The following is a 14,202-nucleotide window of genomic DNA, read 5'->3' as shown; positions in this document are numbered from 1 at the left end:
GGGATTCACATGATCTACGTCATCATCGCGGCGGTTCTCGGATTTGCCGCTTGGCAACTGGTTCAATTCGCCCGCCGCACCAAGCAAGCGCGTTGCACGCCGGGCGGCTGTGCCGGATGTGGACACAACAGCGACTGCTCGATCATTCAAATCGAGGTCAAGTAAGAAAAAAAGCGAAGTGGTTCCTGCAGCCGCTTCGCTTTTTATTTTCGTTCAAAAAATTACCAGTTTTCGTCTATATTTGTCGAAGCACCTGTAGTACGATAGTGGTAGACTTCTAAGTTTCGAAAAATCGGACATCCTAGAAGATATCACCGTTCCGACATTTAAAAAAGGAGGTGGCATGTTCCATGGCAATCAGTCTCTCGAAAGGTCAGAAGATCGACTTAACCAAAACGAATCCGGGCCTGACCCATATCGTGATCGGTTTGGGCTGGGACCCGGCCGAAGTTACCAAAAAAGGCTTGTTTGGGATCAAAAAGCAGAAAGTGGACATCGACTGCGATGCATCCGTGCTCATGCTCAACGAGAACGACAAACTCGTGCTTCGTACCCATCTCGTCTGTTTCTACAACAAAACCAGCCCCTGCGGCTCGGTTCAACACTCCGGGGACAACTTGACGGGGGAAGGGGACGGCGACGATGAGCAAATTTTCGTGGACCTGTCCAAAATCCCGGCGAACGTCCACAAAATTTTGGCGGTCGTCAACATCTACGAATGCGTGAACCGCAAGCAGGACTTCGGCATGATCCAACACGCGTATATCCGTTGCGTCAACCGTTCGAACGGACAAGAGTTGGTTCGTTTCAACCTCACCGAGAACTACTCGGGCAAAACGGCGCTCGTTGTCGGCGAACTTTACCGCGAAGCCGGCGAGTGGAAGTTCAAAGCGATCGGGGAAGGCTCCCACGCAGCGCACATCGACCACTTAGCCGCTCAATATATCTAGAAAAGGGGACTCACAGATGGCGATCTCTCTTTCCAAAGGTCAAAAAGTTGATTTGACCAAAACCAATCCGGGCCTGACCAAAATTGTCGTAGGCTTGGGCTGGGACACGAACAAATACGATGGCGGCAAAGACTTCGACCTCGACGCTTCCATCTTCTGTGCAAACGGTGCGGGCAAAGTGAGCAACGACCGCGACTTCATTTTCTACAACAACCGCCAGAACGACAACGGGTCGGTCGTACATACCGGTGACAACCGCACGGGGGAAGGGGACGGCGACGATGAGCAAGTAGCTGTCGACTTGGCAACCATTCCGTCCGCTACGGAAAAAGTGGCTTTCTGCATCACGATCCACGAAGCGATCGAACGCGGCCAAAACTTTGGACAAGTCTCCAACGCTTTTGTACGCATCGTGAACGCCGAAACCAACGAGGAACTCATTCGCTATGATCTCGGCGAAGACTTCTCCGTGGAGACCGCCGTCGTCGTCGGCGAACTGTACCGCCACAACGGCGAGTGGAAATTCAGCGCCATCGGCAGCGGGTACAAAGACGGTCTCGCAGGTCTGTGCCGCGACTACGGATTGGAAATCGCGTAAGGAGCCGACCCCATGACGATCTCTCTTTCCAAAGGCCAACGCATCGACCTCACCAAGACCAATCCGGGACTGTCCAAAGCGATCATCGGTCTCGGCTGGGATACGAACAAATACAGCGGCGGGCATTCGTTCGACTTGGACGCATGCGCGTTTCTCCTCCACGCAGACGGCAAAGCGAAGGGCATCGAAGACTTCGTTTTTTACAACAACTTGAAGAGCGGCAACGGTTCCGTGGAGCACACGGGGGACAACCGCACCGGGGACGGCGACGGCGACGACGAGCAGATCAAAGTCGATCTGCGAGAAGTGCCGCCCCACATCCACCGCATCGGCATCACCGTCACGATTCATGACGCACAAGCCCGCGGTCAGAATTTCGGACAAGTCTCCAATGCGTTCGTTCGAGTCGTGGACGAGCTCACCGAGCAAGAAGTGCTGCGCTACGACCTCGGCGAGGACTTCTCCATTGAAACGGCCGTCGTCATCTGCGAGTTGTACCGCCACGGACAGGACTGGAAGTTCCAAGCGATCGGCAGCGGCTTCTCCGGCGGGTTGCAAGCGCTCTGCAACAACTACGGCTTGGATGCGGAGTAGAGCATGGCGTCCATCGAAGAAACCCTTCTCGGATCTCGTGAAGGGTTTTTTTGTATACAAGTAAAGGAGACTAATGAAGGTGAAACCGCAAGCGACCTATTTCGTATATACTAGAGAGAGCAATCCACCAACCGGCTGATCGGAGATGACCTACCTTGTTCAAGAACCGAATCTTTGTAGGGGGAGCCGTCGGGTATCTCTTCGCCTTGGTGACGAGCCCGCTCCTCCCCGAAATTCTGTCGCTGCTGTTCCCCATCGCGGGGATCGCCATCGGAACCCTGTTACAAAAGCAGACGAAGAAACCGGACATCCAAACTGTGGAACCTGTACAAGCCCCAACGGAGACCTCAATCCCAACTCCCCAGCCACAGATCCCGGAGAGCGAATTCACCCCGGTCTTGGAATACCTCGCCGTTCTGGAAGACATGGTCATGTCCGAAGGGCAGAAAAACAACCTCGACGACGAGATCGTCGACCGTTGCCTGATCGTGTTTGCCCGCATCCAACGCTTGGTTCCGTTCCTCGAAGAACTGAACAACGGCGACATCAACCACACCGTCCGACGCTTGGTGCTCAAAGACCTGAACGGGTTCATCACCCCGTTTTTGCGCCTGAGCGGTGAGAACAAAACCAAGAACCGCCGCACGTTGTTGAACGGTATCAAAGACATCAACATGAAAATCACATCGATCATGGAGACGATTGAATACAAAGACTTGATTGAGTTGCAAACCAAAGCAGACCTGATCCACCGCCGCTACAACGAATCGGAAGGTTACTAAGGAGGAGTTCCCATGAGCGTACAAACTCTGCAGCTGAGACAAGAGGACGAGCAAAAAGTCGAGCAGGAAGCCTCAAACCTCATTCGCAAGATCGCAACGACCGACACCTTGGCCTTGGACACCCTGATGGATGAGATCGGAAACCTCGGGTCCAAAACTCAGGAAAAAGCGGGACAAACTCTGCAGATGTTGGACAGGCCCGTCAACGACCTCATGTCCGGCAAGCGCAACGAAGTGTCGAACATGATCCTCAAACTCCGCGACGAATGCGAAGCTCTCCAAGACAGCAAGAACGTCGGCATGTTCGGGAAACTCTTGCGCAAGAGCCCGTTCAAAAACTACGTCTACAAATACCAGTCCGTCAAAACGAACATCAACGCGATCCTTAACGGCCTGCGCGACGGCAAAGACACCCTGCAGGAAAACATCGCCTACATGCGCCAACTCAAGCGCACTTCGATGGAGGAGATCTACAACCTGCAGACCAAGATCGTATTCGGTCAACGTCTGAGCAACCTGTTCGAGACGGAAATCAACAAACCGGAGAACGAAGCGCGCCGCCCGCAACTCGAACGCGGCCACCGCAAAGTGGTGTCCCGCATCCAATCGATGACCGAGATGATCATGCTCTACAACCAAGCGATTGCGGCGACCGATATCATCAACGACAACAACGACAAACTGATCGACTCGGTCAACAACGCGATTGATAAAACCGCGAACCTGATCACCGTCTCCGCGATGATCGCGATGGCGCTCGGCGATCAAGAAAAAGTCATCGCCGCCGTCGATGCCACCAACAAGACCTTGGAAAACCAATTCAAAGAAAACGCCCGCCTGCTCAAAACGACGACCGAGCGAACGAACGAGTTGTTGAGCAAACCGGCGATGTCGATGGAAGGGGTCAACCAAGCGATCGGCGATCTCATGGCGGCGTTGGACATGTCGGAACGATCCAACCGCCAAATCATCGAGAGCTGCCAAAGCTACACCAGCAAGATGACGGTGATCAACCAACAACTCAACCAACGACTGGGTCTGTCCGCCACGCAGCAAAAACTGAGCACGCCGGCCGCAGACGAGCAACTCAGCTCCTTTTTGAACTAGAACGTACGAGCTCCCACCGCACTTGCTGCGGGCGGAGCTTTTTTTCTGCTTGCAAACAAGAGCCGGCGTGATGTACCATAAAACTACGATCAAATAAATTTGATCGGTCTAAAAACATTTGATCGTGGAGGGTTGCAAGGATGGAAAACCCCAGACACAGCACATATGAAGTCAAATCGTTCGACCAGTTGAAAGTTCTGTCCAACAACTTGCGGGTGAAGATTCTCAATCTCTACGACGACTGGGTGCCCCGCACCAACAAGCAGATCGCCGATGCCCTGCAACTGCCGCCCTCGAAAGTTCACTACCATGTGCGTGAATTGGAGCGCGTCGGGTTGTTGCAATTGGTGGAGACCCGCCAAAGCGGCGGGGTGGTGGAGAAATACTACCTGCCCATCGCGATGACGATCAAAATCGAGTGGGACGACGTGCAAGAGAACCAAGAAGCCAAAGTGTTGAAAAAGCAAGTGAAGGACGCCGCGATGGACGACTTCTGGGAATCGTACCGCCGGGCGCATGAGGCGGCGATTGCCAATTTGAGCCTTCCGGGCAGCGAGGACATCCCGGAGGAGTCGCGCAAGAAATTCACGGAGAGCCTAGGATTTGCGCACTTGACCCACGAGGAGTACGCCGAGTTGCGAAGCGAGATGCGGGCGATGTTGGAGCGCTGGTACGAAAAGGGCATCCAGCGCGAAGGCACGAAAGCGTACCGTCTGTTCTGGACGATGTTCCAAGACAACCACGAGTTGAAGTAGAGCGAGACGAACAGGGGAGCGTGAACGTATGGGGGCATTTTTGAAAGGGAATCCGCGGTTTTTGCGCTATTGGATTTCGACATGGACATCGGAGGGCGGCGACTGGATTCGCAACATGGTGATGATGTTCATCGTGTTGGAGCTCTCGGGAGGCTCGGCGATTTCCTTTTCGATCAACATGTTCTGCGAGTTCGCGCCGATCTTCCTGTTTGGGTTCGTCGTAGGCGTTTTCGCAGACCGTTGGAAGAAAAAACGAACGATCCTCAGCGCCACCCTGTTCCGCATGGGGATGATGGTGCTGTTGATCGGGGCGATTTTATTGAGGTCGCTGGTGCTGATCTATGCGATTTCGTTCGTATCGGCGATTGGCACGCTGTTTTTCCGCGCGGCAGCCCCGGCGTTCACGATGCTGTTCGTGCCGCAGGAAGACCGCCAGACGGCATCCTCCCTGCGCCAGATGTCGATGAGCACGATGCTGTTGATCGGCTCACCCATTGCAACGCTTCTCTACATGCAGATCGGCGCGGCGTGGTCGCTTGGCATCACGATTGCCCTGTTCATCGCATCGTGGGTGCTGGTCCAGAGCGTGAACGTAGAAGAGACGATGCAAGAAGCAAAAAGTCAGAAGAGTATGGCAGGCGTCTGGGCCGAGATGAAGGATGGATTCCGGTACTCCTGGCACAACAGCGTCTTGCGTCCCCTGATGGTTTCCAGCATCCTGTTCGGCTTCGGAGCCGGGTTGATCACCGTGTTGGAGATTTTCATCACGACAGACTTCCTCGGGTTGCCCAAAGAAATGATGGGTGCCTTGGTCATGATTCAAGGCGTGGGCATGCTCCTGTCCTCGCTGGTTCTGCCCAAAGTCAAACTCTCGATGCAGCGCTTCGTCTCGTGGGGCATGGTGATCACCGGAATCGGGCTTGGCGGCATGGTCGCCTATCCGAGTTTCTACGCCACGGCGTTCGCGCTGATCGTGTTCTCTCTGGGGCAGATCGGGCTAAACATCGGGATGGCGACGCTGATGCAGACCCAAGTGAATTTCGAGTACCAAGGACGCGCGGGGATGACGATCAACACCATCGTCAACGGATTCCAAGTGCTCGCCATGTTCGGCGCCGGCTGGCTGAACGACTTCTTCACCGTCCAACCCGTCGTTGCGGCGGGAGGCATCATCATGGCGCTCGGCGGTGTGCTCTGCGCAATGATGTTCAAGCGCGACCTCGAACCAACTATCTAGTGAGTTGCGAAGATTTCGTGAAACGGAATTTTGGTGTATGCTAAGAGCAATATCATATTCCAAAAAGGGGGATCTCCCACCATGCAACCCGTGGCCAAGCCACTCCTGACTCCGGGGGCTGCTCCGTCTGTGGCACCTACGATTTATCGCATCTTGCTCGCGATCTCCTTGGTGCATCTGCTCAATGACGCGATGCAAGCCGTCGTGCCCGCACTCTATCCAATCTTGCAAAAGTCGATGCATTTGACCTACACGCAAGTCGGTTTCATCTCATTCTTCTTCAACATGACTTCTTCGATACTGCAACCCGCCGTCGGGTACTTCACCGACAAACGACCGTCTCCGTTCCTCTTGCCGCTGGGGATGCTTGCTTCGATGGCGGGCATGGTCGGGTTGGCGATGGCTCCGAGTTTCGGTTGGGTCCTGTTCGCCGCGATGTTTGTCGGACTTGGGTCTGCCGTGTTCCATCCGGAAGGCTCCCGCGTCGCCCACATGGCGGCAGGCGCTCGCAAAGGGTTTGCTCAATCGATCTACCAAGTCGGAGGCAACACGGGCCAATCGCTGGCTCCGCTGATGACCGCTTTCGTATTTGTCCCGCTCGGTCAACCGGGGGCCGCGTGGTTCACGTCGTTTGCCGCCCTCGCCATCCTCGTGCTGTTCGGCGTCTCGAAATGGTACCGCCAACAACTCGCCACCGGCGCCGTCATCAAAAAAGGCAAAAAAGCCGTTTCCGAAATTGTCACCAACAACGTCAAATTCGCGATCACGCTGCTCGTTCTGATCGTATTCGCCCGTTCGTGGTACTCCGCTTCGGTCTCGAACTTTTACCAGTTCTTCCTCATCGAGAAATTCCATCTCGATACGGCAGACGTGCAACAATTCGTATTCCTGTTCATGGCGGCAGGTGCCGTCGGAACGTTCTTCGGCGGCCCGCTGGCAGACCGCTTTGGCAAATGGCGCGTGATTTTGTTCTCGCTCATCGGCGCAGCTCCGTTCGCACTCGCTCTGCCGCATGTGAGCTTGTTCTGGGCCTACCCGATCTTGCTCTGCATGGGTGCCATTCTGTCTTCGAGTTTCTCCGTAACCGTCGTGTACGCCCAAGAACTCATCCCCGGCTCCGTCGGTCTCGTTTCCGGCTTGATCACCGGTCTTGCGTTTGGCATGGGGGCGATCGGGGCTGTCGTGCTCGGCAAATTCGCCGACGTCTACGGCATGTCCACGATGATGACCACCTGTTCGTTCCTGCCGATTCTGGGCTTGCTGACGCTGGCACTCCCCAAGGACGCAAAATCCAAGAAAGCTACTGCCTAAACGAAAAAAAGAACTGTCCTCGCAAGAGGGCAGTTCTTCTTTTTTTCAACACTAGTTGAGCATCTGGATCAAGTCTTCCTGCGCTTGCCCGATCAGTTTCAGACCGAATTTCTCTTGCAAGACGGAGAGGACCCCCGGCGAGATGAAGTCCGGCGCTTTCGGCCCGATGCGGATGTCGGTGATGCCCAGCGAGAAGAGACCGAGCAGGATCGCGACCGCTTTTTGTTCAAACCAGGAGAGGACGATGGAAACGGGGAGGTCTTTGACTTCGCAGCCGAGCGCGTCGGCGAGGGCCATCGCGATTTTGACCGTCGAGATCGAGTTGTTGCACTGCCCGAGGTCGATGAAGCGCGGGATGCCGTCGATTGTCCCGTACTCGACATCGTTGAATCGGAACTTCCCGCAAGACGTCGTCATGATGATGCAGTCCTCCGGAATCGAAGTTGCGAGTTCACGGTAATACTCGCCGCCCTTGCCCGGTGCGTCGCACCCTGCGATGACGAAGAAGCGCTTGATCTTGCCCGCTTTGACCGCGTCGAGAATCTCCGGTGCGATGTTGATCACCGTGTTGTGGTGGAAGCCCGTCAGCAGGGTTTCGTCCGACTCCACATGCGCCGCCGGCAGTTCCAGCGCACGCTCGATCAACGGGGAGAAGTCGAGGTTTTCAATCTTGGCCACGCCCTCCAGACCTGCTACATCGAGCGAGAACATGCGGTCGGCGTAGGTGCCGCGGATCGGCATGACGCAGTTCGTGGTCGCAAGGATCGCGCCGGGGAACGCTTCAAACAACTGACGCTGGTCGTACCAAGCTTTGCCGACATTGCCTTTGAGATGGTCGTATTGCTTGAGCAGCGGGTAGCCGTGTGCCGGAAGCATCTCGGAGTGGGTGTAGATGTTGATGCCCTTGCCTTGCGTTTGGCGAAGCAGTTCTTCCAGTGCATGCAAGTTGTGACCGGTGACGACGATCGACTTGCCTTCGATCTTGTTCTGCGAGACGCGGACCGGTTCCGGCACGCCGAAATGAGTGGTGTGGGCATGGTCGAGCCATTCCATGACGCGGATCGCCGATTGACCGACTTTCATCGCCATGTCGAGATGCTCTTGCAGGTTGAAGTTCGAGTTGGTCAACGTCATGTACAGCGCTTCATGGGTGGTCGCGTCGACGAACGGATCGCTGTACCCCAATTGTCTTGCGTGAACCGCATACGCCGCGATGCCTTTCAGCGCGAATACGATCGTATCTTGCAGGCTGGCAATCTCTTCGTTTTTGCCGCAGACGCCGATGACTTTGCAACCGCCGGACGGGGTTTGCTCACATTGATGACAGAACATATAAAAACGCCTCCTCAGGGATGGTTCGTTTGGGTGATGAACTTGATGCCTTCAGTATAGAACCCCCGAGGAAGTCGCGATATCAGGGAGACTCCCGATGTTGCACCGGAAAAACCCTGAGTGCAGGTGAAAAAAAGACCGCCTCCCTCTAGCATCAGGAGCGGTCTTGTTTCAACAGGTCTACGATTGTGGTCGTTCCAAATTGATCTTGCAAGAGCTGCAAGGCCTTGGGCGGGATGGAGCCGCCGGCTTCGACCGTCTGCCACTCTTCGATCGTCAGACCGAGTTGGTCGGCAAACGCTTCCGGGGTCTGACCTTGTTGGCGGCGCAAGAGGCCGAGCGTCAGAGCAAGCCATGCGTGTTCAGGCAGGAAACCGCCGTGTTGCAGCAACTCGTAGTACGAGACGCCGTAGGGGCGGGAGAGCTTTTGCAGGGTGTCGGGGGATGCGGCACGCTTTTCGTTCTCCAGAAGCGAGATGAAGGTGTCGGATACACCGCACATCTCCTCGACTTTGCGAGTGGACAAACCGTTGGCTTCCCGGCGTGCTCTTAGAAATTCTCCAAGTGTCAAAAGTTTCACCTCGTTGAAATGTTGCAATCTATTGCGTTTGCTTGTTAATGCTTGCATGAATACATGGAAATTATATCTCTCATAAGGGGATTCCAGCAACATGAATCTGAGTCTTTTAAGTGATTGCGAGAGTGATCAGAACCGTGTTAGACTGCTTACAACGGTAGGAAGCAGAGCACGGGGAAGGTGGTAAACAGCATGATTATCAAAGCGAGATACCCTGATTTTGCAAACGCCCGCATTCGAGCCGGATTCTCCCAGCGAAAACTGGCACGGGTGGCGGGATTAAGTTCGCCTTTCATTTCGCAATTGGAGAATGGGAACCGAAATGTCGGACCGGAAGCGGCGAAGAAAATCTGTGACGCGCTTCAAATCCCATTTGAGAAGATTTTTGTATTGGAGAAAAAATAAACCCACTCGCCCTCAGGCGGTGGGTTTTGTCGTGAAAAGCCGATTCCTACATAGAGATAGGGTGGGGACGTACCCACTCGTACTCATGGAAAAAAACACCTTTCCAGCGATTCAGAGGTGTTCATCCACTCAATTTATCGGTATAATTTACGTTGTACGCACTTTTTTATTTGGGTGATCTACTGACAAGAAGGTACTTAGACATGATCAAAAAACTTTTTGCAAAAACTCTCGACCATTTTGGGATTTCATTTCTGTACAGGGAACGCAGCAAAGTGAGGCATTGCAAGCCGGGCATCGGGTTTCCAAGCGATAACTTCGACGAGTTCTACAACACGCCGGACGTGCCGGACTTGAACCTGCATCGAGAAACGCAACGGTCGGACGGTTATGAAGTCGGCCGTTTTGATTTCGAAAGCCCGCTGACGTCCACGCATCCGGAGAACGACGGCGCACGCGGCGAGTATTACATTCGCCATGACAAACAGCCGTCGAACCGAGTCAGCGTCGTCGTCATCCACGGTTGGCGGATGGAGCATCTCGAACGGGTACACAAGATGTTCACCAAATCGTTCCTGCAAGCGGGGTACGATCTGTACTTCCCGACGGCTCCGTATCATTTCGACCGGGCGCTTCCCGGTTCGTACAGCGGGGAGCATCTCGTCACCGCCGATCTCGACCATTCGGTTCGCTCGATGCGGCAGACGACTTCGGAAATCCGTGCGCTGATCCGTTGGATCAAACAGCATCGCGGCGGCAAAGTGGTGGTCGTCGGGGTCTCGATGGGCGGATACTTTTCCAACATGATGGCGCTGGCCGAAGAGGAAGCCGATTACGTGATCTCGGTCATGTACGGTAACTCGCTGGTGCATTCGGTGTGGCACACGCGAATCGGCAGGTTCATCAAGCAAGACATGCAGCAGGGCGGCATTACGCTTCAAGACTTGGAACATGCGTGGCGAATGACTGAGCCGTCCCGTTGGCAGCCCAAAGTCCCTCGGGAGAACATTTTGTTCCTCCACGGGCTCTACGACGTCTACATCCCGCCGGCAGACACCAACGCGCTCTGGGAAGCCTGGGGCCGCCCGGATCGCGTGCTCTACCCGTGCGGACATGCGGGAATCGTGCTCTACCGCCGCCAGATGGCGCGCGATGTGATGAACTGGTTGCAAGGGAAACTCAGCGCCGAACACGCTTCGGCTCTCCAAGAAGTCGCGGCAAGTCAATAAAAAGTAGGGGGACTTTTGCGGTGAAAGCGATCGTCTTAGGTCTGCTGGCCTCGTTTTTCTTCGCCTTCACGTTCGTGTTGAATCGAGCGATGGACCTCGGCGGGGGAAGTTGGGTCTGGAGCGCTTCGTTGCGCTATCTGTTCATGGCACCGATGATGATTGCACTTGTGGCTGTACGCTCGAATCTCAAACCGGTCTGGCAAGCGCTGCGGGCAAGACCTCGTCTCTGGTTGGGATGGAGTTTCGTCGGATTCGTGTTGTTCTACGGACCGATCTCCTTTGCGGCGGCATTCGGCCCCGGTTGGCTGGTCGCTTCGACATGGCAGATCACCATCGTCTGCGGGTCGTTGCTCGCTCCCTTGTTTCGTCAGCGCATTCCGCTGCCCGGACTTTTGATGTCGGGCGTGATCTTGCTGGGCGTGGGACTGATGCAAGCGGAACATGCGGGCGGCATCACGGCGCGAGATGCTTTGCAAGGCATTGTGCCGGTCGTCGTCGCAGCGTTCGCCTATCCGCTTGGCAATCGAAAAATGATGGGGGCCGTCGCCGGGCAACTCGACGCCTACCAACGGGTGCTGGGCATGACGGTGGCAAGTTTACCGTTTTGGATTCTGCTCGCCGTGTACGGCCTCTGGACGGACGGCATGCCCTCTCTGTCCCAGACGGGGCAATCGGCACTGGTTGCCTTCACGTCCGGCGTTCTCGCGACGGTGATCTTCTTCACCGCGACCGATCTCGTGCGCCACGACCCTGCGAAGCTCGCGGCGGTTGAAGCGACCCAAGCGGGGGAAGTGGTGTTCGCCGTCCTCGGCGAAGTGACGTTGCTCTCCGCCTCGCTGCCCTCCCTGCTCTCCTGGGTCGGGATGGCGGTCGTGATGCTCGGGATGGTTCTCCACTCCTACGTCTCACAACCCAAACCTCAGAAGTCACAAAAAGAAGCCTCGGCCGCTTGAGCGGTTCGAGGCTTTTTTTCTAGATCTCGGCGATGCACTCCGGCAGTTCGTTTTTCACATGGCCGACCATGGCGGCGACGGGGTAGGAGAACATCTCGTCTTCGGAGTAGGGCGTGAGCAACGAATGCAGGAGGTCGGAGTCGAAATGCTCACGGTCGAGCCAGAGACCCTCGTCTTCGCGGCGCAAGATCACCGGCATGCGGTCGTGAATTTCGGACACCAGCGGATTCGGTTTCGTCGTCAAGATCGTACAGGTATGTAACTTCTCGCCCTCAGGCGACGTCCATGTGTCATAGAGCCCCGCCATCGTGAAAATCTCGCGGTCCTTGAGCAGGATTCGCATCGGTTGCTTGCCGCTTGCCGACTTCTGCCATTCGTAGAAGCCGTCTGCCGGAATCAAGCAGCGTTTGCGTTGAAACGCGTTTTTGAAAGCGGGTTTCTCCGCCACCGTCTCCGATTTGGCGTTGATCGTCTTGTACCCGATGCTTGCATCCTTGGCCCAGAACGGCACCAAGCCCCACTTCAACTGCCCGAGCCGCTTCTGTCCTTCATGCTGGATCACCGCCGTGAGCATCTGACCGGGTGCGATGTTGTAGCGCGGTTGGTAGTCAAACGGGATCTCCTCGACGCCAAAGCGCATCTTGAGCTGGTCTTCGGTCACCGTCAGAGTGAATCGTCCACACATCGTCGTACACCTCCTCTATGCCCCTCAGTATAGCAAAAACCGGAGTTGAGAAAAAAAGACCCTGCTCAGCACGGGTCTTTTTTCTTAGGAGTCTTGGCGTACGTCGTGCGACAACGTGTTGGCTACGAGTTTCAACAGGCAGTTGCGTTCTTCGTCTGTCAGCGCGAGAGGTGCAGGCTGTCCAGAGCCGAGCAACTCTTGCAAGCGGAGCAACGTATCACGGTTTTTTTCCAGGAGTTCCTGCTCGGGCGATTTCTCGCTGTCTGTCAGACCAAACATGTAATCGGTCGTGACGTTGTAATACTTCGCCAGCGTGACGATTACGTTCGGGGAGACTTTCCGACGCTCGGTCTCATAGTGGCTGTACGCTTCCCGATTGACATCGAGCAATTTGGCGATTTCATGCTGCTTGAGATTTCTCGATTCACGCAGGTGCTTCAATCTTGCTCCAAACATTACAAATTCCACCTCCTCATCTTCATTATAGATACAAGAAGTATCGGTTCATAGGGTTTTCGACACGATTTCTCTTTACGCTACAATACGTATCCCGTAGGATGAAGATAACTCATCGAGTGATACAATTTGTATTGTGAGGGAAGCCGGTTGAAACGATATCCGTTGATTGCATGCCGTGTGGCGTTGGATAAAACACAAGCTCAAGTGGCGCAAGACTTGCACCTCTCCGAAGTGTACATCCGGAAGATCGAAGCAGGGGACAAAAAGCCCGGCCGCGAGACGATCATCAAATTCGCTCGCTATTATCAAAGGCCCGCTCACGAATTGTTTCCCGACATTTTTCAGGATATGTTGTAATCAGTCTCATTTTAGCAAATTTCGAGTGTAAATGTGAGAGGGTATCTGCGATTTAGTTAAGGGTTTTGAAATCCTGCGGATACCCTTTTTACGCATGTCTTGCGTTTTTTTTGTTTGAAGGAAGTTCTTCAGGAAAAAATAGGAGAGAGTCGCTGTTTTTTTAAGAAAGCCTTCATGAAGTTTTCATACGAATCCGTTATGATAAAAGAGAGCGAGATTCGAGAGGAGCGTTGTGGCATGAAACGAATGACGCGCATGATGCGCAATGGAGACATTGTGACGTTTTTCTGGCTGAACCGTTCGTGGAAAAATGAGTGGTTGGATGGCTTCATGCCACTGGTGACTCATCTCGGCGGTGCTGTCTGGTGTATCGTATTGTCTTTGGCCCTTTTGGTACATCCTAATGACGTCTGGCATGAAGTCGGCGTTCATCTGGCTCTGGCGTTGGGAATCTCCCATGCCGTCGTCGCGTTTTGCAAAAAAGCGATGCCTCGCAAGCGTCCCTATCTCGCGCTGGAGAACGTCTCGACCGGGCACAAGCTCTGGAAGGACGCCTCGTTTCCATCCGGGCACACGACGGCCGTTTTTTCTATGGCGACGGTGTTGAGTGCGGCGTTGCCGGATGTGAGTTTGCTTTTTTACGCGCTGGCGTTTCTGATCGGATCGTCGCGCGTGTATTTGGGACAGCATTATCCCTCCGATGTGGTGACGGGGGCTTTGATTGGGACTGTGACCGCATGGATGATCGTATAAAAAAAGCGACGCACGCCTGAGTAGGCGTAACGCGTCGCTTTTTGCATGTTGAAACCGCAAGGCGAACGTTCTATAGTTAATGATACATAGAGAAAAGACTGAATACTCACGAACTTCG

General features: G+C 54.7%; 18 protein-coding genes. 14 read left to right on the top strand and 4 right to left on the bottom strand.

Features of this window, described 5'->3' with window-relative positions; genetic code table 11:
• Positions 1-9 precede the first annotated feature (9 nt).
• The 9 genes from JJB07_RS09155 to JJB07_RS09115 all read left to right on the top strand — a co-directional run bounded on the left by JJB07_RS09155 (position 10) and on the right by JJB07_RS09115 (position 7,334).
• The gene (locus JJB07_RS09155; protein WP_201633956.1) at positions 10-165 is read left to right on the top strand and encodes a FeoB-associated Cys-rich membrane protein; all 156 of its coding nucleotides are present in this window, start codon (positions 10-12) and stop codon (positions 163-165) included.
• A 185-nt stretch (positions 166-350) separates the two neighbouring features.
• Positions 351-950: a TerD family protein gene (locus JJB07_RS09150; RefSeq protein WP_201633954.1), complete on the top strand. Its 600-nt coding sequence runs from the start codon at positions 351-353 to the stop codon at positions 948-950.
• A gap of 16 nt (positions 951-966) precedes the next feature.
• A complete protein-coding gene (locus tag JJB07_RS09145; protein WP_201633952.1) occupies positions 967-1,548 on the top strand; it encodes a TerD family protein in 582 nt (193 codons plus the stop codon).
• A 12-nt stretch (positions 1,549-1,560) separates the two neighbouring features.
• Positions 1,561-2,142 (top strand): TerD family protein, encoded by a 582-nt coding sequence (locus JJB07_RS09140; protein ID WP_201633949.1) that lies wholly within the window; start codon positions 1,561-1,563, stop codon positions 2,140-2,142.
• Between the two features lie 155 nt (positions 2,143-2,297).
• Positions 2,298-2,924, top strand: a complete 627-nt coding sequence (locus JJB07_RS09135; protein WP_201633946.1) for a hypothetical protein — start codon at positions 2,298-2,300, stop codon at positions 2,922-2,924.
• 12 nt (positions 2,925-2,936) lie between these two features.
• Positions 2,937-4,031, top strand: coding sequence for a toxic anion resistance protein (locus JJB07_RS09130; protein WP_201633943.1), 1,095 nt, complete (start codon positions 2,937-2,939; stop codon positions 4,029-4,031).
• A 140-nt stretch (positions 4,032-4,171) separates the two neighbouring features.
• Positions 4,172-4,786, top strand: a complete 615-nt coding sequence (locus JJB07_RS09125; RefSeq protein WP_201633940.1) for a winged helix-turn-helix domain-containing protein — start codon at positions 4,172-4,174, stop codon at positions 4,784-4,786.
• A gap of 28 nt (positions 4,787-4,814) precedes the next feature.
• Positions 4,815-6,023, top strand: coding sequence for an MFS transporter (locus JJB07_RS09120; RefSeq protein ID WP_201633937.1), 1,209 nt, complete (start codon positions 4,815-4,817; stop codon positions 6,021-6,023).
• Positions 6,024-6,104: 81 nt separating this feature from the next.
• Positions 6,105-7,334 (top strand): MFS transporter, encoded by a 1,230-nt coding sequence (locus JJB07_RS09115; protein ID WP_201633934.1) that lies wholly within the window; start codon positions 6,105-6,107, stop codon positions 7,332-7,334.
• A 51-nt stretch (positions 7,335-7,385) separates the two neighbouring features.
• On the opposite strand, the gene hcp is transcribed toward JJB07_RS09115, so the two are convergent.
• Positions 7,386-8,666 (bottom strand): hydroxylamine reductase, encoded by a 1,281-nt coding sequence (hcp, locus tag JJB07_RS09110; protein WP_201633932.1) that lies wholly within the window; start codon positions 8,664-8,666, stop codon positions 7,386-7,388.
• 154 nt (positions 8,667-8,820) lie between these two features.
• Positions 8,821-9,294 (bottom strand): helix-turn-helix domain-containing protein, encoded by a 474-nt coding sequence (locus tag JJB07_RS09105; RefSeq protein ID WP_283809088.1) that lies wholly within the window; start codon positions 9,292-9,294, stop codon positions 8,821-8,823.
• 141 nt (positions 9,295-9,435) lie between these two features.
• Here JJB07_RS09105 and JJB07_RS09100 point away from each other — a divergent pair, with 141 nt between their 5' ends.
• From JJB07_RS09100 to JJB07_RS09090, 3 genes are all read left to right on the top strand, one after another.
• Positions 9,436-9,648 carry a helix-turn-helix domain-containing protein gene (locus JJB07_RS09100; RefSeq protein ID WP_201633926.1) on the top strand — a complete coding sequence of 71 codons (213 nt, stop codon included), beginning with the start codon at positions 9,436-9,438 and terminating at the stop codon, positions 9,646-9,648.
• A 203-nt stretch (positions 9,649-9,851) separates the two neighbouring features.
• Positions 9,852-10,877, top strand: a complete 1,026-nt coding sequence (locus tag JJB07_RS09095; protein ID WP_201633923.1) for an alpha/beta fold hydrolase — start codon at positions 9,852-9,854, stop codon at positions 10,875-10,877.
• A 20-nt stretch (positions 10,878-10,897) separates the two neighbouring features.
• Positions 10,898-11,830 (top strand): multidrug resistance efflux transporter family protein, encoded by a 933-nt coding sequence (locus JJB07_RS09090; RefSeq protein WP_201633920.1) that lies wholly within the window; start codon positions 10,898-10,900, stop codon positions 11,828-11,830.
• Positions 11,831-11,849: 19 nt separating this feature from the next.
• On the opposite strand, the gene JJB07_RS09085 is transcribed toward JJB07_RS09090, so the two are convergent.
• Both JJB07_RS09085 and JJB07_RS09080 read right to left on the bottom strand, forming a co-directional pair.
• Complete coding sequence (locus tag JJB07_RS09085) at positions 11,850-12,515, bottom strand: SOS response-associated peptidase (protein WP_201633917.1); 666 nt, start codon at positions 12,513-12,515, stop codon at positions 11,850-11,852.
• Between the two features lie 84 nt (positions 12,516-12,599).
• Entirely contained in the window at positions 12,600-12,971 is a 372-nt protein-coding gene (locus tag JJB07_RS09080; protein ID WP_201633915.1) for a helix-turn-helix domain-containing protein, read from the bottom strand.
• A gap of 150 nt (positions 12,972-13,121) precedes the next feature.
• Here JJB07_RS09080 and JJB07_RS09075 point away from each other — a divergent pair, with 150 nt between their 5' ends.
• Together JJB07_RS09075 and JJB07_RS09070 are read left to right on the top strand one after the other, a co-directional pair.
• A complete protein-coding gene (locus JJB07_RS09075; protein WP_236587908.1) occupies positions 13,122-13,331 on the top strand; it encodes a helix-turn-helix transcriptional regulator in 210 nt (69 codons plus the stop codon).
• Positions 13,332-13,568: 237 nt separating this feature from the next.
• Positions 13,569-14,084, top strand: coding sequence for a phosphatase PAP2 family protein (locus JJB07_RS09070; RefSeq protein WP_201633912.1), 516 nt, complete (start codon positions 13,569-13,571; stop codon positions 14,082-14,084).
• The last annotated feature ends 118 nt before the right edge of the window (positions 14,085-14,202 follow it).

Origin of the sequence: Tumebacillus amylolyticus (genome assembly GCF_016722965.1) — a bacterium.
Taxonomy (GTDB): domain Bacteria; phylum Bacillota; class Bacilli; order Tumebacillales; family Tumebacillaceae; genus Tumebacillus; species Tumebacillus amylolyticus.
The sequence above is the reverse complement of the archived record's forward strand: the minus strand, read 5'-3'. Positions and strand labels throughout refer to the sequence as shown.

What these genes read in the sequence shown, in the direction of transcription:
- JJB07_RS09155 (WP_201633956.1), top strand. Translation starts at nt 10, where the DNA reads ATGATCTACGTCATCATCGCGGCGGTTCTCGGATTTGCCGCTTGGCAA.
- JJB07_RS09150 (WP_201633954.1), top strand. Translation starts at nt 351, where the DNA reads ATGGCAATCAGTCTCTCGAAAGGTCAGAAGATCGACTTAACCAAAACG.
- JJB07_RS09145 (WP_201633952.1), top strand. Translation starts at nt 967, where the DNA reads ATGGCGATCTCTCTTTCCAAAGGTCAAAAAGTTGATTTGACCAAAACC.
- JJB07_RS09140 (WP_201633949.1), top strand. Translation starts at nt 1,561, where the DNA reads ATGACGATCTCTCTTTCCAAAGGCCAACGCATCGACCTCACCAAGACC.
- JJB07_RS09130 (WP_201633943.1), top strand. Translation starts at nt 2,937, where the DNA reads ATGAGCGTACAAACTCTGCAGCTGAGACAAGAGGACGAGCAAAAAGTC.
- JJB07_RS09125 (WP_201633940.1), top strand. Translation starts at nt 4,172, where the DNA reads ATGGAAAACCCCAGACACAGCACATATGAAGTCAAATCGTTCGACCAG.
- JJB07_RS09120 (WP_201633937.1), top strand. Translation starts at nt 4,815, where the DNA reads ATGGGGGCATTTTTGAAAGGGAATCCGCGGTTTTTGCGCTATTGGATT.
- JJB07_RS09115 (WP_201633934.1), top strand. Translation starts at nt 6,105, where the DNA reads ATGCAACCCGTGGCCAAGCCACTCCTGACTCCGGGGGCTGCTCCGTCT.
- hcp (WP_201633932.1), bottom strand. Translation starts at nt 8,666, where the DNA reads ATGTTCTGTCATCAATGTGAGCAAACCCCGTCCGGCGGTTGCAAAGTC.
- JJB07_RS09105 (WP_283809088.1), bottom strand. Translation starts at nt 9,294, where the DNA reads ATGCAAGCATTAACAAGCAAACGCAATAGATTGCAACATTTCAACGAG.
- JJB07_RS09100 (WP_201633926.1), top strand. Translation starts at nt 9,436, where the DNA reads ATGATTATCAAAGCGAGATACCCTGATTTTGCAAACGCCCGCATTCGA.
- JJB07_RS09095 (WP_201633923.1), top strand. Translation starts at nt 9,852, where the DNA reads ATGATCAAAAAACTTTTTGCAAAAACTCTCGACCATTTTGGGATTTCA.
- JJB07_RS09085 (WP_201633917.1), bottom strand. Translation starts at nt 12,515, where the DNA reads ATGTGTGGACGATTCACTCTGACGGTGACCGAAGACCAGCTCAAGATG.
- JJB07_RS09080 (WP_201633915.1), bottom strand. Translation starts at nt 12,971, where the DNA reads ATGTTTGGAGCAAGATTGAAGCACCTGCGTGAATCGAGAAATCTCAAG.
- JJB07_RS09070 (WP_201633912.1), top strand. Translation starts at nt 13,569, where the DNA reads ATGAAACGAATGACGCGCATGATGCGCAATGGAGACATTGTGACGTTT.